Origin of the sequence: Halarcobacter anaerophilus (genome assembly GCF_006459125.1) — a bacterium.
GTDB lineage: Bacteria > Campylobacterota > Campylobacteria > Campylobacterales > Arcobacteraceae > Halarcobacter > Halarcobacter anaerophilus.
The window spans coordinates 622,149-641,692 of sequence record NZ_CP041070.1; the positions used below are offsets into that span (position 1 = coordinate 622,149).

Consider the following 19,544-nt stretch of genomic DNA (forward strand, 5'->3'; position numbering starts at 1 on the left):
AATTAAGATAAAAATTATCTTAAATTGAAAAAGGACTGAATATTATGGAAATGCCAGCAATTCCGCAACCGACTTTTTATATCTTTAAATGTGAACAAAGTGCACCTCCTGGTATGCCCAAACCCTCATGTGTAACAGAACAAAGTAGAGATTTATTTAACTATTTAGCACAAACAATGATGCAAAAAGGTCTTATGGGACCGGTTCAAGCAATTAGAACTTCATGTCTTGGACGCTGTCAAATGGGTCCAGTTATGCTTGTAGAACCGGGGCATCATATGTATTGTCAGTTATCTAAGGAAAAAATTGATAAAATTATTGAAGAACATATAATAGGTGGTACTCCTGTTCAAGAGTATTTGATTCCTGAACAATTTTGGGGAGCACCAATTAGTTTATCTTAATAGATAGAGGACGAATTTAATGACATTTGATATGCTTTATAGTAAAATTCATAGAGCAACCGTAACAGATGCAAATCTTAATTATGTAGGTTCAATTACGATTGATGAGGAGCTTATGAAAGCTTCAAAATTAAGAGTTGGACAAAAAGTAGAAATAGTAAATATAAACAACGGTGAAAGATTTGCAACTTACGTAATAAAAGGAAAAGCAGGCAATAGAGATATGTGCCTAAACGGTGCAGCTGCTAGAAAAGTTGAAATAGGTGATAAAATTATCGTTATCTCTTATGCTTCATACACAGAAGATGAATTAAAGAGTTATTCACCGACGATTGTAATTGTTGATGAAAAAAACGATATACAATCAATTACAAATGAACTTGTAGGAAGTGATCATGTTTGATGGTATTGATTTAAGTAAAATCAACTTAAATGAAGTTATGGGTCAAGTTCAAGAGATGGCAGATAAAGCAAAAGAGGAAAATGCCTCTAAAATATTTACTGCAAAATCGGGTGGAGGAATGGTTGAGATATCAATCAATGGAAACTCTGAAGTAGTCGATTTACAAATTGACGACTCTTTAATGGAAGATAAAGACTCTCTTCAAATATTATTAATTTCTGCAATGAATGATGTTATAAAACAAGCAGATGAAAATAAAAAAATGATTGCCATGAATATGATGGGCGGTCTTGGCTCTTTCGGTCAAAAATAGATTATGCTATATCTTTTAAAATCTTTTGAAGATTATCTTTTAGGTAATCTTCCTGTTTCAAAATCTTTTCATCCATATTTTGAAGAGGCTTTAGGTGATATGTTAAAAGCCGGAGGGAAAAGGTTTAGACCCATGCTTTTACTTTCCGTAGTAAAAGCAAAAAAACCTCTTTTAATAGAAAACTCATTCCCTGTTGCATTGGGATTAGAGATGCTTCATACTTATTCTCTTATTCATGATGATCTTCCTGCTATGGATAATGCAGATTTAAGAAGAGGATTTGAAACTCTACATAAGAAATATGATGAAGTAACGGCAATTTTGGTTGGAGATGCTTTAAATACACAAAGTTTTAATTTAATAGCAAATGCTTCTTTGCACAATGATATAAAAGTAGACTTGGTAAAAACATTAAGTTTAAACGGCGGAATTGACGGAATGATTATAGGACAAGCAATTGATTGTTTTTTTGAAAACCAAAAATTAGAGCTTGGACAATTGGAATTTTTACATATTCATAAAACGGCAAAACTAATTGCGGCAAGTCTTAAAATGGGTGCAATAATAAGCGAATACAGTAAAGAGATTCAAGAAAAGCTTTTTAAATTTGGAATTGATATAGGCTTGTTGTTCCAAATTCAAGATGACATTATAGATGAAACAAAAAGTGAAGAAGAAGCAGGGAAAACAACACAAAATGATTCTTCTAAAAACTCTTTTGTAAATCTTCTTGGACTAGAAGGTGCACTTAAAAGTGCAGATGAGTTAGCAAGTAACTGCGAAAAAGAGCTTAACAGTTTTAGCAATGATTTAAAAAAATCACTAAATAGTCTGCTTTTAGAATATTTATATAGACACAAAAATTAAATTTTATAAAACTTTAGTCAAATCTACTCAGATTACTTGACAATTAATCAAAAATTTTTTATAATTTGGCACTCTAAAAATTTGAGTGCTAAAAAACATAAATTTAAGAATTTATAGGAGATATATTATGAATTTTAAACCATTAGGTAAAAGAGTTCTTGTAAAAAGAACAGAAGTTGAAGAAAAAACTGCAAGTGGAATTATCCTTGTAGATTCTGCAAAAGAGAAACCAAACACTGCAATAGTAAAGGCAGTAGGTTCTGAAGTAACAGAATTAAAAGAGGGTGACACTATTGTTTTCGAACAATATAGAGGAACAGAGTTTACTTTAGAAGGTGAAGATTATTTAGTGCTTGATATTGAAAATATTATAGGAGTTATGTAAGATGGCAAAAGAGATTAAATTTAGTGATGATGCAAGAAACAAATTATATGCAGGTGTAGAAAAACTAGCAGATGCTGTAAAAGTTACAATGGGACCTAGAGGAAGAAATGTTCTTCTTCAAAAATCTTTTGGAGCACCTACGATTACAAAAGACGGTGTATCTGTTGCAAGAGAGATTGAATTAACTGATACTTTAGAAAATATGGGTGCTCAACTTGTAAAAGAGGTTGCTTCTAAAACTGCCGACGCAGCAGGTGACGGTACAACAACAGCTACAGTTTTAGCTCACTCTATTTTTAAAGAAGGGCTTAGAAACGTAACAGCAGGAGCAAACCCAATCTCTTTAAAAAGAGGTATGGACAAAGCTTGCGAAACAATTTTAGCAAATTTAAAAGAATCTTCAAAAACAGTAGCAGATAAAAAAGAGATTGAACAAGTTGCTACAATATCTGCAAACTCTGACAGTGCAATCGGTTCTATGATTGCAGAAGCTATGGATAAAGTAGGAAAAGACGGAGTTATTACAGTTGAAGAGGCAAAAGGAATTTCTGATGAATTAGAAGTTGTTGAAGGTATGCAATTTGACAGAGGATATTTATCTCCGTACTTTGTAACAAATTCTGAAAAAATGATTGCAGAATTAGAAAATCCATATATTTTATTATGTGAGAAAAAAATCTCTAACTTAAAAGAGATGTTACCGATTTTAGAAGCAGTTAACCAAAGCGGAAGACCTCTATTAATCGTTGCAGAAGATGTTGACGGTGAAGCTTTGGCAACATTAGTTGTAAATAGATTAAGAGGATCTTTAAATATAGCAGCGGTAAAAGCTCCTGGATTTGGTGATAGAAGAAAAGCAATGCTTCAAGATATTGCAGTTCTTACAAGCGGTACAGTAGTATCTGAAGAGATGGGAATGAAACTTGATTCTTGCGGAATTGAAGTTCTTGGAACAGCAGCTAAAGTTGTAATTGACAAAGATAATACAACAATAGTTGACGGAAGCGGAAGTTCAGAAGAGGTGAACGGAAGAGTAAATCAAATCAAATCTGAAATTGCTAATACAACAAGTGACTATGATAGAGAAAAACTACAAGAAAGACTTGCAAAATTAAGCGGTGGTGTAGCAGTTATTAAAGTAGGTGCTGCAACTGAAACTGAAATGAAAGAGAAAAAAGATAGAGTTGATGATGCTTTAAGTGCAACAAGAGCTGCCGTTGAAGAAGGTATCGTAATAGGTGGTGGAGCTGCTTTAATCAGAGCTGCTGCAAAAGTAAATTTAGATGATTTAGAAGGTGATGAAGCAATAGGTGCACATATCGTATTAAGAGCTATTAAAGCACCTATGAAACAAATTGCAACTAACTCTGGATTTGATGCAGGTGTAGTTGTAAATGAAGTAGAAAAATCAGATAATGAAAATTTTGGATTTAATGCTGCAACCGGAGAATATGTAGATATGTTCAAAGCAGGAATCGTAGATCCTGCAAAAGTTGAAAGAGTTGCAATGCAAAATGCAGTATCTGTAGCATCTTTACTTTTAACAACTGAAGCAACAGTTACAGATGTAAAAGAGGATAAACCTTCTGCTCCTGCAATGCCAGATATGGGCGGAATGGGTGGAATGCCTGGAATGATGTAAGAATAAGTAAAAGAGGACAATTAATTGTCCTCTTTTATGATTGAAAGTCGCAAAGCCTGTTATTATTCAGGCATTAAAAAAGGGAAGAAACTTTAAGTTCTCTTCCCTTTTTATTATTATTTTGTAAATAAAACGTATATTTACAAATTTACTTGATAGCAAATTTATTAAATATGTTTAAAATTTAACAATACCAAAAAGTGAATTTTTCTCATTAACACCTCCATATTGTTTAGATTAGAAGTATTATAACATGAATTAAACATAAAAAACAATTAAACCTGTATATTAATTGTTCCAAATCAAAATTTTGATAAAATTTTCAAAAAATTAACGGATTAAAAATGAAAGATAAATTAATAGAAATAATAAAAGAAGCCGGTGAACTTTTAAAAGAGGGATACTTCTCAAACAAAGAGGTCAACTTTAAGGCAAAAAAAGACTTAGTTACCAAATATGACGTAGCAGTTGAAAACTTTTTAAAAAATAGATTTTCAAAAGAGTTCCCCTCTTTTACTCTTATAGCAGAAGAATCAGACAATACTGATATTAAATTCGGCGATTCAATAATAATTGATCCTATTGACGGTACAACGAATTTTGTAAATCAAGTTCCTCATACTGCTATTTCTGTAGGTGTATATAAAAATAAAGAACCGTACATAGGTGTAGTTTATAACCCGATTTTAAATGAGTTATATGAAGCAAAAACAGGTTGTGGATCTTTTTTAAACGGCAAAAAAATTGAAGTTTCAAAAGAGAATGATTTCCAAAAATCTTTAATATCAACAGGTTTCCCTTATACTAGCGGTAGCAATCAAAATGATCTAAATGATGTAATCAAAAAAATTGAGATAATTTTGCCAAAATGTCAAGATATAAGAAGATTAGGTTCTGCTGCACTTGATTTATGTTATGTAGCAAGAGGGACATATGAAGGGTATTATGAAATGAATTTAAAAGCATGGGATGTTAGTGCGGGTATTTTAATCTTGTCAGAAGCAGGCGGAAAAATTTCAAATATAAACGGTGAAGAATATAAACTTTTTGATGATAAATATATCGTAGCTACGAACGGATATATTCATAAGGAATTAATACTAAATTTAAATGCGAAGTAATTTTTTAGTAACTTTTAGATAATATAACAAATTTTAAAAGAATTGCGAAGGCTTAAATAGTGTGTGGCATAGTAGGATATATAGGTAAAAAAGATACAACGAAATTTATACTTGAGGGTTTACGAGAGTTAGAATACAGAGGTTATGATTCTGCTGGGATGGCTCTTTTAAATGATGAAAAAATTGATGTTTTTAAAGCATTGGGTAAATTAGTTAATTTAGAAGATAAAATAAAAAAAGCTACATTAGGAGACTATACCTTAGGAATAGGGCATACAAGATGGGCAACACACGGAAAACCTACAGAACTGAATGCTCACCCTCATCTTGGAGAATACTCTTATGTAGTGCATAATGGAATTATTGAAAATTATAAAGAGATAAAAGATGAATTGATAGAAAAAGGTGTTAAGTTTATATCTCAAACAGATACTGAAGTAATAGTTCATCTTTTTGAAAATTATAATAATAAAATAAACGACACTGCACAAGCTTTCAAAAATACGATATCTAGATTAAAAGGAGCTTTTTCTATTCTTTTAATCTCAAAAGCAGCTCCAAACAAAATATTTTTCTTCAAAAACGGAAGTCCTTTAATTGTGGCAAGAGGAAAAGAAGAGGGTGAAGTTATGTTTGCTTCATCTGATGCGCCTTTAATTGGACTTGCGGATGATGTTGTATATTTAGAAGATCAAGTAGGAGGCATTGCTTCTGCTTCTTCAATAGAGTTTTTGAATGACAATTACTCTTGGAGCAGACTTCCTACTTCAAAACAGTTTGCCCAAAAAGACGGTTTCAGATTCTTTATGGAAAAAGAGATTTATGAACAAAGTGATGTAGTAAGTGACTGTATGATAGGGCGTTTAAAAGATAAAGAGATAAATTTCGATGAAATAGACTCTTCTATATTAGAAGGCATAAAAGAGATTAAAATTTGTGCTTGCGGAACATCTTTTCATGCAGCAATTACCTCTTCGTATCTTTTTGAAAGACTCTCAAAAATCAAATGTAATGTAGAAGTTGCAAGTGAATTTAGATATAAAGATCCTCTTTTGACAAAAGATACGCTTTTTGTAGTAATATCACAAAGCGGTGAAACGGCAGATACCTTGGAAGCTTTGAAGATGGCAAAAAAAGCAGGACTTAAATCTTTAGTTATTTGTAATGTAAACAACTCTTCTATGACAAGACTTGCCGATTATACAATTTTAACAAGAGCAGGAATTGAAAAAGGGGTTGCTTCAACTAAAGCCTTCTCTACTCAAACAGTAGTTTTATGGATGTTGTCTCTTTATTTTGCTAAAATAAAGGGTTCTATTGATGAGCAAACTTTGCAAAAAGAGTTGAAAGCTTTGAGAGAAGTTCCTAAAACTTTGATTGTAGAGAGTAAGCTTCATGAAAAATGCAGAAGATTATCTAAAAGATATCTTCACGGTCATGGTTTTTTCTTTATAGGACGAGATGTCTTTTACCCATTGGCGCTGGAAGGTGCTTTAAAATTAAAAGAAATTTCATATTTGCATGCAGAAGGATATCCCGCAGGTGAAATGAAACACGGTCCAATAGCATTGGCAGATCCGGAATTGTTTACAATTGCTTTGATGCCTGAAAATATGTTATATGATAAAATTAAATCAAATGTTGAAGAGTTAAGTGCAAGGGACAGTACTATATGTACGATTTCACCTCTTGATTTTGAATTAAGTGATGATTTTATCAAAACTCAAAAATTAGAACACTATATGTTAGAGTTTTTTGAGATGTTAGTTGTATTGCAACTTCTATCAATGGAGATTTCAATACGATTAGGAAATGATGTTGACATGCCGAGAAATTTGGCGAAGTCCGTAACTGTTGAATAAATATTAATTTTTTATTTTTTTATTTTATATTTAAAGATAAAAAGTAAATGTGTATTTGATGGAAAACAAAAATGGAAAACAATATAGGAAAACAAAAATGGAAAACAAAACAGAATACTTATTTACAAGTGAAGTTGTAAGCCCGGGGCATCCAGATAAGTGTGCAGATATTATTGCTGATTCTATAGTTGATAAACTAATAATGGAAGATAGCGGAAGTAGAGTTGCTTCTGAGGTTTTTGTTGCAGGAAAAAATGTTGTAATTGGCGGTGAAGTTAAATCTAAATGCCAATTATCAGATGAAGATTATGAAAAAATAGTAAAAGATACATTGGCAAAAATCGGTTACGACGGTAAATCATCTTTTACAAAAGAACAATGTTTACATCCTGATGATGTAAAAGTTCAAGTTTTATTAAATCAACAAAGTCCGGATATTTCACAAGGAGTTGACCAAACAACAGGTGAAATAGGAGCAGGTGACCAGGGGATTATGTTTGGATTCGCATCAAGTGAAACAGCAGATTTAATGCCCGCAGCGATTACATATGCAAGAATGCTTGCAGAAAAAGTTTATAATTATGCTTTAAATCATAAACATAAACTAGGTGTTGATATTAAAACTCAGGTTACTATTGATTATGGAACAAAAGAGAATTTTGAGAATTGCAAACCTCAAAAAATCCATACAATAGTCGTAAGTGCACCTTCAGTTGAAGGAATGCCTATTGAAGAAGTAAGAGAGTTGATTCAAGGATTAATTGATGATACGGGATTACCTCCAAGAATGTATAAAAAAGATGAAACAATAATTCATATAAATCCTACGGGAAGATATGTAAACCATTCAAGTTTGCATGACAGCGGACTTACAGGTAGAAAACTTATTGTTGACTCATTTGGCGGATACTCTCCTATAGGTGGAGGAGCACAATCAAGTAAAGATTATACGAAAGTTGATAGAAGCGGTCTTTATGCTGCAAGATGGCTTGCAAAAAATATAGTCGCAGCGGGACTTGCTAAAAAAGCTATTGTTCAAATCTCTTATGCAATAGGTCTTGCAAGACCTACATCTGTTGCTGTTGATACAATGGGAACAGGTACAAAATTAACCGATGAAGAGCTTTCGAAGTTTGTTATGGGAGAATATGCTTTAACTCCAAGATGGATAACCGAAAAATTCGGTTTAGATAAACCTTCTGAAGAGACTTTCCTTTATGCTGATGTTGCAGCAAGAGGTCAAGTAGGACAAAGCGATTATCCGTGGGAAAGACTTGACGAAGTTGATAAGTTTAAAAGTTTAGTATAAATAGAGGAATATATAATGGATTTAAAAAACCTGTTTAGTAAAATTACGTTTGACAGTAAAAACAAAGAACAACCTACAAAAAGCGATGCACCTACACACTGGATAAAATGCCCGGAATGTTCTGCACTAATGTTTTTCAAAGAGGTTGAAAATCAAAATAATATCTGCCCTAAATGTAATTTTCATATGAGAATTGGTGCAAAAAGAAGATTAGAAATATTAGCTGATGCTAACTCATTTATTGAGTATGATTCTGATTTAAAACCAATTGATCCATTAAAATTCGTTGATAAAAAATCTTATAAAAAAAGACTCGACGAAGCATTTAAAAAGACAGGAAGAAACTCAGCCGCTCTTAGCGGTGAGTGTACAATGAACGGCGTAGCTGTTCAAATAGTTGTATTTGATTTTGCCTTTATGGGTGGAAGTTTAGGTTCTGTTGAAGGTGAAAAAATCGTAAGAGCAGTAAATAGAGCTATAGAAAAAGAACAAGGATTGATAATAGTATCTGCTTCAGGCGGTGCTAGAATGCAAGAATCAACTTTTTCATTAATGCAAATGGCAAAAACTTCAGCCGCATTGAAAAAAATGGATGAAGCAAAATTGCCTTTTATCTCTGTTTTAACCGACCCTACAATGGGAGGAGTTTCTGCTTCTTTTGCTTTTTTAGGTGATATTATTATGGCAGAACCGGGCGCTCTTGTAGGATTTGCGGGACAAAGAGTTATTAAACAAACAATCGGAGCAGATTTACCCGAAGGCTTCCAAAGAGCGGAATTTTTACTTGAAAAAGGTTCGATTGATATGGTTGTTAACAGAAATGATATGAAAAAAACATTATCTGATTTGTTAACACTATTTTACAAAAACAGCGAGGCATGTTAAATCAGTATATCTAAAGCTTTCTTATGGCAAAAATAAATATTTATGCAATAGTAAAACCCAATAGAGATGAATTCGATAAGTTAGCCAATGAATTTATCAAAATGTGTTCAAAATTTGCAAAAGTAGAAGTTCATGCAATATTTAATAAAAGCATTGCAAAAGCTCAAACTATAAATGAAACAGAAGCTCAAAAATCATATACCCAAGCTTTTTTGCCATATATGAAAGGTCATTGTATTGCTTTAGATGTATTAGGAAAAAAAATCGATAGTTTTGAATTCTCAAAATTGATTACAAATTCAAGTGAAGTCAATTTTTTTATAGGTGGTGCATATGGTTTTGAAAGAGATTTCTTAAAAAAATGTGACACAATAATTAGTCTGAGCTCTTTAACAATGGCTCATAAAATAGTAACTTTAGTTCTTCTTGAACAGATATTTAGAGGATTAGCAATAAAAAATAACCACCCCTATCATAAGTAATTTATAATTTTTTTTGTATAATTGCAAAATTTTTTTAATAGGGTATAATATGGCTAACACTAAACAGATTGAAGAACTGAGGAATATCTTACTTGAAAGAAAAGATAAGATTACGAAAAACATTCAAGGAAGTAGAGAAAGTATAGATTCTTTAAAAGATTCTGAGTGCAGAGATGATTATGATTTTGCAGAGGTTTCAAGCGATAGTTTCAAAGAAGGAATTATTGCAAATCAACAAATCACGGAATTAAAAGAGATAGAAGATGCTCTTAAAAGAATTGAAAACGGAACTTACGGAATTTGCGAAATGTGTGATGAACCAATTGCAATCGGCAGATTAAGAGCAAAGCCCTTTGCAAAGTTTTGTACACCTTGTAGAGAAATTTATGAAGTAGAAAAATAAGATATAAAGGATTAGAAGTGGGACTTAAAGCATATATTGGCTTTTCACTATTATTTATTTTGGTAATAGGAATTGCTATTTTTAGTATGGAAGCAGGATATTATGAAATAAACTTTTTTGATATTTCATTTAATTTACCTATTGTTGTATGGGTATTATTACCGGTCATTATTCTATTTGTTTTAAGTCTTTTACATCTACTTTTTTATGGAACATTAAACTACTGCAGAAGTAAAGCATTTGTAAAAGATGAAGAGACTTTTGTAGCTTCGATTAGAAGTTTCTTATTACAAAAAGAGGAAAAATTTAAATTTAAAACAAAAGGATATAAAAAAATATTCAGAGTTTTAAGTCAATTGAAACTTGATGTAAAAGATACGGCTTTTACATCAAGTAGTGAAGATTTAAATAAAGCCGTTTCTGCAATAAAAGATATAAAAGACGGAAAATTTGTAAACGACAGATCTTTGAAATTAGATGCTAACAGTGAACTTGCAAAACAGAATTTAATTAATAAAATAAATGAACAAACAGATTACTCTTTAGATGTATTAAAAAAAGTTGAAAACTATTCTGAAGATGTAGTGAAAATTGCCTTTTTAAATGTTGTAAAAGACAAAGCAATGACAACTGTCAAAAAAGTTTATACAAACGTAAAACTTGACAGGGAAATGGCATTTAAACTCTTTTTAAAAGATATTGAAAATATTGAGTTTGGTTTAACAAATGAAGAGATTTTAAAAATTACAAAATCGTTAAACTATTCAAAAAGTGAATACCTGACTTTAGCAAAACTTTATAAAGAGGTTTTATCTCCTGATAAAATAATAGAACTTTTTGAAACTATTTCAAATGAAGTAGAAGAAGCAGTTGAAGCATATTTATATATACTTTGTGAACTTGAAATGATTGATAAAGTGAGAGAAATATTAAGCGGATACAATAGCGATGAATTGTTGGCATTTAGAGCCTTAATAGATTTAAAAGAGGCTGGAAAACAGTACTCGTTAGATGATATCTCATATAATAATTAATGAATAAAAAAATTGATTTCAGCCAGCCTTTAATGGTGCTGGCTCCACTTGCAGGATATACGGATTTACCTTTTCGTTCTGTTGTTAAAAAATTCGGTGCAGATGTAACTATTTCTGAAATGATATCTTCAAATGCGCTTGTTTACAAGTCTGAAAAAACAAGAAAAATGATTGAAAAATCTCCAAGCGAAGATCCCTATATCGTACAAATTGCGGGAAATAAAGTAGAACTAATAAGAGATGCCGTTGAAATACTTAATGATATCGAAGGAATCGACGGGATTGATTTAAACTGCGGATGCCCTGCACCTAAAGTTTTTAATCACGGTTCAGGTTCAAATCTTTTAGGAGATTTAAAAAAGTTAGAAGAGATATTAGGAACTGTTAAAAAATACAATAAAAAACAGTATACAACAGCAAAAGTAAGAATAGGTGTAAATGAAAAAACACCTGTGGAAATTGCAAAAGCAGTTGAAGCCTGCGGTGTAGATTATATGGCAGTTCACGGAAGAACAAGAGCCGGAAAATATAAAGCACCTGTTGATTACGATGCAATAAAAAAAATGAAAGAAGCCGTAGCTATTCCTGTTATTGCAAACGGTGATATAAAAGATTATGAAAAAGCTAAAGAGGTTTTAAAGTACACAAACGCTGACGGAGTTATGATAGGACGAGCGGCAATTGGAAAACCTTGGATTTTTTATCAGCTAAAACATGGAATTGAGAATATAACGGAAGATAAGAAAAAAGAGATTATCTTAGAACATTTCGATGAAGTATTGAAATTCCACGGCGATCATGGGGCAATAATGTTTAGAAAACTTCTTCACTCTTACTCTAAAGGTTATAAAGGTGCTGCCGAATTTAGAGATATAATAAATAGAATATCAGAACCTAAAATTATGAGGGATATGATAGAAAACTTTTTTTAAAAACTTTTTAGATAAAATATTAAACTTTTTTCAAAGGATAATATTTGTCGGAATACTACTATGAATTAATAATAACCCCATCGAAAAATTATGAAGTTTTTCTTGAGCTGCTTAATTCTTTGCTAAGTGAAGCATTAGAAGAGAGCAATAACTCAATTATTGCAAGAAGCGAAGATGATTTAAGTGATATTGAATACGGAATTAAAGAGTTTTCAAAAGCAGTAGGTATTGAGTGTAAAACAGTCTTGACAAAAAAGAAAAACATTGATTGGATTAAACAGTATCAAGATTCGGTAAAAGCAGTAGAAGTCGGTAAATTCTATGTAAGACCTTCTTGGAATAAAGAAAAAGAGGATAAAATAAATATCATTATTGATCCTGCTCTATCTTTCGGTTCAGGACATCATGAAACAACTTCAAGTTGCCTAGAAGCAATAAGCGAGTATGTAAAAAAAGATGATGAAGTATTAGATGTGGGAACAGGAAGCGGTATTTTAGCAATAGCAGCGTCGAAGCTTGGTGCTAAAGTTGATATATGTGATACGGATGAAGTCTGTATCAAAGATACAAAAACAAATTATAATTTAAATAATGTTATATTTAACAAATCATGGTTAGGAAGCGCTAATAAAGCAGAAAAAAAATATAATGTCGTAATAGCAAATATTGTTGCTGATGTATTAGTTCTTATATCTAAAGATTTGAAAAACTGCTTAAAAGATAATGGTATTTTAATAATATCAGGGATATTGGACAAACATATTGATAAGGTTTTAAAAAAATTTGAAGATATAGAGCAGTTAAAACTAATCCACAAAAATGAGTGGATAACTGTAGTATTTAAAAAATAAAAGGAGAGTAATATTTAATGGCTGATAAAAATAATAAAAATAGTGGAGATAATAACAACAATTTTTTTAATAACAATCCGCTTTTAGTTTTTGTGATATTTTCAATAGTCACAATCTTTGTTTTTAAGGCGATTTTCCCTGAAGGAAATGACCAATCAATGATGTCTCAAAGTAGCGGACTGTCAAGTTTCGGACAAACAAAAAACAAAACAGTTCCTTATTCGGACTTAAAAAAATTGATAAACTCAAATTCTATTGAGTATGTTGGAATAGGAAATACTCAAATAAAAGCTGTAAGTAAACCGTCAAACGGTCAAGTTACGACTTATACGGTAAGAAGAGTAGTTCCTGATGATACTTTAATTCCTACTTTGGAGCAAAAAGGTATTGCCTACGGAGGAATAAACGAAGAAAATCTATTAGCTGATATATTGTTTGGCTGGGTTTTACCTATTTTTATATTCTTTGCAATTTGGATGTTCTTAGCTAGAAGAATGTCAAAATCAATGGGCGGAGGTTCAGGAGGAATCTTAGGAATCGGAAGTTCTAAAAAAATGATAAATTCCGAAAAACCGAATGTAACTTTTGATGATATGGCAGGGAATCAAGAAGCAAAAGAAGAGGTTCAAGAAGTAGTTGATTTTCTTTCTGCTCCTGACAGATATATAAAACTTGGTGCGCAGATTCCAAAAGGTGTGTTATTAGTAGGACCTCCGGGTACAGGTAAAACACTTTTAGCTAAAGCTGTTGCAGGGGAAGCAGATGTTCAATTCTTATCAGTTTCAGGTTCAGCTTTTATCGAAATGTTCGTAGGGGTTGGAGCAAGTAGGGTTAGAGATCTTTTTGAACAAGCAAAAAAAGTGGCTCCTGCTATTATTTTTATCGATGAAATTGATGCAATCGGTAAAAGTAGAGCTTCTGGTGGACCTATGGGTGGAAATGATGAAAGGGAACAAACCCTGAATCAACTTTTGGCAGAAATGGACGGATTCTCAACAGAAGCTGCACCTGTAATTGTTCTTGCAGCTACAAATAGACCTGAAGTTTTAGATCCTGCATTACTTAGACCGGGAAGATTTGATAGACAAGTTTTAGTTGATAAACCTGACTTTGAAGGTAGAAAAGAGATTTTAAATGTTCATATCAAAAATGTAAAACTTGGTCGTGACGTAGATTTGGTAGAAGTTGCAAGAATGACAGCAGGACTGGCAGGAGCAGATTTAGCAAATATCGTTAATGAAGCTGCTCTTTTAGCGGGACGTGCATCTAAAGAAGAGGTAAATGCAGAAGATTTCAAAGAAGCTGTTGAAAGACAAATTGCAGGATTAGAAAAGAAATCAAGAAGAATCTCACCAAAAGAGAGAAAAATTGTGGCTTATCACGAATCAGGTCATGCAGTAATTGCAGAGATTACAAAAGGTGCTAAAAAAGTAAATAAAGTATCTATTGTACCAAGAGGTTTAGCTGCACTTGGATATACGTTAAATACTCCTGAAGAGAATAAATACTTAATGCAAAAACATGAACTTATCGCAGAAGTAGATACTCTATTAGGTGGACGTGCTGCTGAAGAGGTATTTATAGGTGAAATAAGTACAGGTGCAGGAAACGACTTAGAAAGAGCAACTGATATTATAAAATCAATGGCAACAATCTACGGAATGAGTGATATTGTCGGACTTATGGTATTAGAAAAGAGACAAAATCAGTTCTTAGGCGGTCAAACACAAAAAGATTTTTCTGATGAGATGGCAAAAAATCTTGATGAATATGTAAAAAGAGTCTTAGATGACAGATATCAAGCTGTATTACAAGAATTAAGAGATAATAACGATGCAATTGAAGAGATGGTAAAAGAGCTTCTTGATGTTGAAGTAATAACAGGGCAAAGAGTAAGAGATATTATCAAAGCTCACGGCGGAGAAGTATTTGAAGAAGAAGATCTTCATACAGATTCGGTAAAAGAGGGTGAAGATAAAGAAGATTCTGAAGAGAGTTCTGAAAATAGTGAATCTTCTACTCAAAACAGTGAAGAAGAAAAAAAAGAGGATAAAGAGTAATTATTATGTTTGATAGTATTGTTGCAAAAGAGGGTAAAAGACCGATTTTAATTATTTTTATAATATTTTTGTTTTTATTTATAATTGATTGTGATTTTTTAGCATTTTTATCTTTTGTGGCATTACTCTTTTCTATCTTTATATATAGATTTAAATATATAGATATAACTGCACATGAAAAGGACAAAATATATACTCCCGTTTCAGGGAGAATAAGCTCTATAGACAGTGACGGCTTTAAAAAAAGTATCACGATAGACGTAGGGCTTTGCGATTTGCATATTTTAAGAAGTTTAGAAGATGCAGAAGTTAAAATCACTCAAAAAAGAGGTATAAATCTACCTCTTGGAACATATAAAGCAAAAAAATTAAACGAACAAATCTTAATTGAATATGATAAGATAAGTATGGAATTATTATCTTCTTTATGTAACCCTTCAATTAGAATAGAAGAAAAAACAAGTTTTAAAAAAGGTGAAAAAATAGGTATGTTTTTTCACGGAAAAGTTATTGTACATCTTGATAAAGATATGCAAGTAAAAGTAAAACTTGGAGAAAAACTTATATCGGGGAAATCAGTTATAGCAACATTTTAATAATATCTTTTATTTAATTAATATATAAAATGATATTATTTTAAATGCCAAAATATAAAACTAAATTATCAACGATTATTATTCTGTTTTTAACTCTTTTTATAGGGATATCTTTTGTTCTTCGTTATTATCTTATTGAAAATACAAAATTAAAATATCTAAAAAACGAACAAATCTTTTTTTACAAACTTCAAAATGAATCAAACAGTTTATTAACATATATCTTATATCAATATAGTAGTGAAAGAGAAAATCTTAAAAAACTACATCAAAAGGTTGTAAAGTATTTAGTTTCTAACGGATACGATAACTCTTTAGATGAAATATATAATGAGATAAATAAAAATCATCCAAATAAGCCTTACGATATTTATATCACAGATAAAAATTTAACAATAATCAATACTACCTATAAGCCTGATTTAGGTTTTAATTTAAGTTTTGCAAAAGAGAGTTTTCTTGAGCATAAAAAAAGAGGAGAGATAGGTGTTTCAGCACCAATATTTGAATCATATTCTCAAAAGTTTTTTAGTTATACCGACTCTTTTCTTCCAGATTCAAACAGAGTTGTTCAAGTAAGTTTTAAATATAAAAATGCAGATAATAAACTTGAAAAAATCTACTCACTTGTTAATAAAAACAGTACGGTATCAAGTTATAGAGCCTATACAATTTCAAAAGACGGATATATAGGAGACTTTATTTTTAAAAAGTTTAAAGGTAGAAAATTATCTTTAGATGAAATGAAAAAAATAAAAAACGATGTTAAAAATATTGTCAAAAAGATGGACAAAAACTTTATAAAAATAGATAAATCATATAAAACACTATATGCAAAACAACAATCTATAATTTTTGATGATATAAAAATTATTTATAGTCTTACTTTTGATAAAAGTTTTTTACAAAATGAAATTGATAAAATAGATATTATATACATTATTTTACTCTTAATAGGACTTCTTACAATATATATACTTTTTAAAATAAGAGACAAAGAGATACTACTTAATCAAAAAGATATGTTTATAAAACACTCTGTCCATGAAATAAAAACACCTTTAAGCATAATTCTTTTAAACAATCAACTAAGAGATAAAATAAAAGGGAAAGATAGTTATTCGCTTAAAATAGAAGGGGCAATAAAAACTCTTAAAAATTCTTATGATGATATGACTTTTTTGATGACTAGAAATAAATTGGATTATTCAATCAAAAAAATAGAGTTGTCTAAATGTTTAAAAGAGAGAGTTGAGTATTTTTCTACCATAGCTACGGCTCAAGGAAGAGAGATAAAACTTCAAATAAACAGTAAGTGTATTGTAAAAATGGATAAAAAAGAGTTGATAAGACTAATAGATAATAATCTGTCAAATGCAATAAAATATAGTAAGTTACATTCCCTTATAGAAGTTACTTTGGAAAACAATATATTAAATTTCACAAGTCAAGGAGATAAAATTGTCGATAAAAAGGCAATTTTTGATAAATATAAAAGAGAAAACAGTTCAATAGGAGGTCATGGATTAGGATTAAGTATAGTAAAAGATATTACACAAAAATATAATATAAAAAAAGATGTAATATCTAAAAAAGGAGTAAATAGTTTTATTTATTATCTTAACTGCCACAATCCTGCCACGAAAAAAGATTAAAATGCCATATGAAAATTTTTTTATTAGAAGATGATTATAGTTTAAATACCGCAATTAAAGAATCTTTGGAATTAGAAAATCACAATGTAGAGAGTTTTTATGACGGCTTACAGGCTTTAGATAGTCTCTCTTCTTTATATGATTTATATATTCTAGATATAAATACACCTACACTAGAAGGGATATCCTTAATTGAATCCATAAAAAGAATAAGTAAAAAAATAAAAGTAATAATGATAAGTGCAATAATAGATATCGATAAAATCAGAGAATCATATAACAAAGGGTGTGATGATTATCTAAAAAAACCTTTTGATATAGAAGAGTTGCTTCTAAAAATTAAAAAATATGATTTAGAAAGAAGTGAAACTAATATTGAATTATCAAAAAATATTCATTATTCTTTAATAGATAAAAAGTTTTATATAAATAATAAAAATGTGCATCTAACAAAAAACGAACAAGCCTTTTTACATCTTTTAATTCTAAATAAAAACAGTATAGTAACAAATTCTCAAATAGAAGATTATGTTTATGAAGGAGAATCCAAAACTTCCGTAGCAATAAGAAGTATGGTAAAAAGATTAAGAAAAAAACTATCAAACAATATAATAGAAACCGTAAATCAAGAAGGTTTTATAATACATTTATAGAAATTTCTTTAGACAACTCTGACACATATTAGCCACAAATTCATCATATAATCAATTTAATAATTCTTAAATAGGTTATAAATGTTACTAAATAATTCTTTTTTAACTCTTAATAATAGTACATTAAACCAAAAAAAATTATCCCAATCTTTAAATAAATTATCTACTTCCCTTGAAATAAATAAAGCCAGTGATGATGCTTCAGGACTTGCGATTGCAGATAAACTAAGAACCCAAGCAAGTGGTATTAAACAAGGAATTGAAAATGCAAACAGTGCAATAGCAATGATGAATATTGCTGATAAAAGTATGGATGAACTTAGTAATATTTTAGATAATATAAAAGCAAAAGCAATACAAATGAATACTGATACCACCTCTGAAGAAGGCAGAATTATAATTAAAACAGAAATCTTAAAATTAATTGAGGCTTATGATAATATTGTTTGCAGTACAAATTATAATACAACACCTTTATTGAATGGTTGTGCGAGTCCATTTGATTTTCAAGTAGGAGAGGACTCATTTAATATTGTAAGTGTAGATATAAATTCTGTTGCTTCAAAAAATATGGGTTTAGAAGACCCGAATAAATTAAATAATTTCATTACAGGATTTGATTCTAATCCCACTGTTATCCCTCCTGAGACAATTGGTTCTTCTGAAGATGGGATTATTTTATCAAATGATCTTGATGACAGAGTATCATATAGTTCAAATCCAGCAGGAAATTATATGATTACAATTCCCTCTGGAACTAAGAATTTGACTATTCATTTGGATGACCATGGCGCAAATGATACAATTCAAGTTTTTACAAAAGATGGAGTTCATGCAGCTGGTACAGTAAGTACAGATTCTAGTTGGAGTTCTGGATATAGCCCTGAAGATATAATATCTTTAAATTCAGATAAATTTAATTCAGGTGCTTCATATGTAAATGATTTAACTAGATATACTTTAAATTCTCCAAAAGATGCTTTGGGAGATACTACAGTAGAATATGTTGATAAAGAAGGTGAAACTCAAACAAAAGTATTAAATGTAAATGATGAAATGATAGTTATATCCGAAGTTACAGAAGATTTGATCATTTTTATAAATGGTAACGGTTCTTATGATGTCGGTGCTGAATGGAAGGGTACATCAGAAGGAACGAATACTTCAGAAGAAGATGAAACTTGCAGCTGTGAAAATTTAAATTTAGTTAGAAATGATACTAATCCAGATTTAAAGATTCAATCCCAAATATTGATGGACGTTATAAACTCATCTCTAACTCAATTAAACTCACAAAGGGCAAATGTCGGTTCAGGAACAAACCAATTAGAATCTTCAGTAAGAAATTCTTTAACAAACTATACAAATATAAAAAATGCCGAAAGTATAATAAGAGATGTCGATTATGCAAAAGAGAGTGCGAATTTCAATAAGTTAAATATAATAAATCAAGCAGGTTCTTTTGTTCAAGCCCAACAAAATGAAACTATGAAAAGAGTATTAGATTTACTAAAGTAAAAACAAAAGAGCTTAAAGAATAAAAAAAGAAAGGTTGGTTACATATGAAAAAATATTTTTATAGAGTTACTTCAAACTCTTGACAAACAATCCATAAATTTATATAATGACAAACTTTAAAATTTTAGGAGAGTAAAATGAAAATATTTGATTTTTTCAACAACAATTT

The 19,544-nt window shown here is 30.5% G+C and carries 20 protein-coding genes; all 20 read left to right on the forward strand.

Translation table 11 applies throughout. The features are described 5' to 3' along the window. The first annotated feature begins 44 nt into the window (after nt 1–44). The 20 genes from AANAER_RS03065 (at nt 45) to AANAER_RS03160 (ending at nt 19,375) form a co-directional block, all read left to right on the forward strand. The gene (locus AANAER_RS03065; RefSeq protein WP_044416109.1) at nt 45–404 is read left to right on the forward strand and encodes a (2Fe-2S) ferredoxin domain-containing protein; all 360 of its coding nucleotides are present in this window, start codon (nt 45–47) and stop codon (nt 402–404) included. Between the two features lie 19 nt (nt 405–423). Then, nucleotides 424–807, forward strand: a complete 384-nt coding sequence (gene panD, locus AANAER_RS03070) for an aspartate 1-decarboxylase (RefSeq protein ID WP_044416107.1) — start codon at nt 424–426, stop codon at nt 805–807. Beyond that, on the forward strand, nt 800–1,120 hold the full coding sequence (locus tag AANAER_RS03075) for a YbaB/EbfC family nucleoid-associated protein (protein WP_044416105.1): 321 nt from the start codon (nt 800–802) through the stop codon (nt 1,118–1,120). The genes panD and AANAER_RS03075 overlap by 8 nt, the downstream gene beginning before the upstream one ends. A gap of 3 nt (nt 1,121–1,123) precedes the next feature. After that, nucleotides 1,124–1,987: a polyprenyl synthetase family protein gene (locus AANAER_RS03080; RefSeq protein WP_129082370.1), complete on the forward strand. Its 864-nt coding sequence runs from the start codon at nt 1,124–1,126 to the stop codon at nt 1,985–1,987. Between the two features lie 127 nt (nt 1,988–2,114). Continuing rightward, entirely contained in the window at nt 2,115–2,372 is a 258-nt protein-coding gene (groES, locus tag AANAER_RS03085) for a co-chaperone GroES (protein ID WP_044416101.1), read from the forward strand. A gap of 1 nt (nt 2,373) precedes the next feature. Beyond that, entirely contained in the window at nt 2,374–4,014 is a 1,641-nt protein-coding gene (gene groL / locus AANAER_RS03090; RefSeq protein ID WP_044416099.1) for a chaperonin GroEL, read from the forward strand. Nucleotides 4,015–4,358: 344 nt separating this feature from the next. Then, complete coding sequence (locus tag AANAER_RS03095; RefSeq protein WP_129082371.1) at nt 4,359–5,135, forward strand: inositol monophosphatase family protein; 777 nt, start codon at nt 4,359–4,361, stop codon at nt 5,133–5,135. A 59-nt stretch (nt 5,136–5,194) separates the two neighbouring features. Further along, nucleotides 5,195–6,997: a glutamine--fructose-6-phosphate transaminase (isomerizing) gene (gene glmS, locus AANAER_RS03100; protein WP_129082372.1), complete on the forward strand. Its 1,803-nt coding sequence runs from the start codon at nt 5,195–5,197 to the stop codon at nt 6,995–6,997. A gap of 97 nt (nt 6,998–7,094) precedes the next feature. Beyond that, a complete protein-coding gene (metK, locus tag AANAER_RS03105; protein WP_228135478.1) occupies nt 7,095–8,306 on the forward strand; it encodes a methionine adenosyltransferase in 1,212 nt (403 codons plus the stop codon). Nucleotides 8,307–8,321: 15 nt separating this feature from the next. After that, complete coding sequence (gene accD / locus AANAER_RS03110) at nt 8,322–9,191, forward strand: acetyl-CoA carboxylase, carboxyltransferase subunit beta (RefSeq protein WP_129082373.1); 870 nt, start codon at nt 8,322–8,324, stop codon at nt 9,189–9,191. 23 nt (nt 9,192–9,214) lie between these two features. Continuing rightward, the gene (locus tag AANAER_RS03115) at nt 9,215–9,673 is read left to right on the forward strand and encodes a 23S rRNA (pseudouridine(1915)-N(3))-methyltransferase RlmH (RefSeq protein WP_129082374.1); all 459 of its coding nucleotides are present in this window, start codon (nt 9,215–9,217) and stop codon (nt 9,671–9,673) included. Between the two features lie 49 nt (nt 9,674–9,722). Continuing rightward, on the forward strand, nt 9,723–10,076 hold the full coding sequence (gene dksA / locus AANAER_RS03120; protein ID WP_044416090.1) for an RNA polymerase-binding protein DksA: 354 nt from the start codon (nt 9,723–9,725) through the stop codon (nt 10,074–10,076). Nucleotides 10,077–10,093: 17 nt separating this feature from the next. After that, nucleotides 10,094–11,110 carry a hypothetical protein gene (locus tag AANAER_RS03125; RefSeq protein WP_129082375.1) on the forward strand — a complete coding sequence of 339 codons (1,017 nt, stop codon included), beginning with the start codon at nt 10,094–10,096 and terminating at the stop codon, nt 11,108–11,110. Continuing rightward, nucleotides 11,110–12,042, forward strand: a complete 933-nt coding sequence (locus AANAER_RS03130; RefSeq protein WP_044416086.1) for a tRNA dihydrouridine synthase — start codon at nt 11,110–11,112, stop codon at nt 12,040–12,042. The genes AANAER_RS03125 and AANAER_RS03130 overlap by 1 nt, the downstream gene beginning before the upstream one ends. A 44-nt stretch (nt 12,043–12,086) precedes the next feature. Further along, complete coding sequence (locus tag AANAER_RS03135) at nt 12,087–12,893, forward strand: 50S ribosomal protein L11 methyltransferase (protein ID WP_044416084.1); 807 nt, start codon at nt 12,087–12,089, stop codon at nt 12,891–12,893. Between the two features lie 17 nt (nt 12,894–12,910). Further along, nucleotides 12,911–14,953 carry an ATP-dependent zinc metalloprotease FtsH gene (gene ftsH, locus AANAER_RS03140; protein ID WP_129082376.1) on the forward strand — a complete coding sequence of 681 codons (2,043 nt, stop codon included), beginning with the start codon at nt 12,911–12,913 and terminating at the stop codon, nt 14,951–14,953. Between the two features lie 5 nt (nt 14,954–14,958). Then, nucleotides 14,959–15,549, forward strand: a complete 591-nt coding sequence (locus AANAER_RS03145; RefSeq protein WP_129082377.1) for a phosphatidylserine decarboxylase — start codon at nt 14,959–14,961, stop codon at nt 15,547–15,549. A 44-nt stretch (nt 15,550–15,593) separates the two neighbouring features. Then, nucleotides 15,594–17,204, forward strand: coding sequence for a sensor histidine kinase (locus AANAER_RS03150; RefSeq protein WP_129082378.1), 1,611 nt, complete (start codon nt 15,594–15,596; stop codon nt 17,202–17,204). Nucleotides 17,205–17,212: 8 nt separating this feature from the next. After that, nucleotides 17,213–17,857 carry a response regulator transcription factor gene (locus AANAER_RS03155; RefSeq protein WP_129082379.1) on the forward strand — a complete coding sequence of 215 codons (645 nt, stop codon included), beginning with the start codon at nt 17,213–17,215 and terminating at the stop codon, nt 17,855–17,857. A gap of 81 nt (nt 17,858–17,938) precedes the next feature. After that, nucleotides 17,939–19,375 (forward strand): flagellin N-terminal helical domain-containing protein, encoded by a 1,437-nt coding sequence (locus AANAER_RS03160; RefSeq protein ID WP_129082380.1) that lies wholly within the window; start codon nt 17,939–17,941, stop codon nt 19,373–19,375. Nucleotides 19,376–19,544 lie beyond the last annotated feature (169 nt).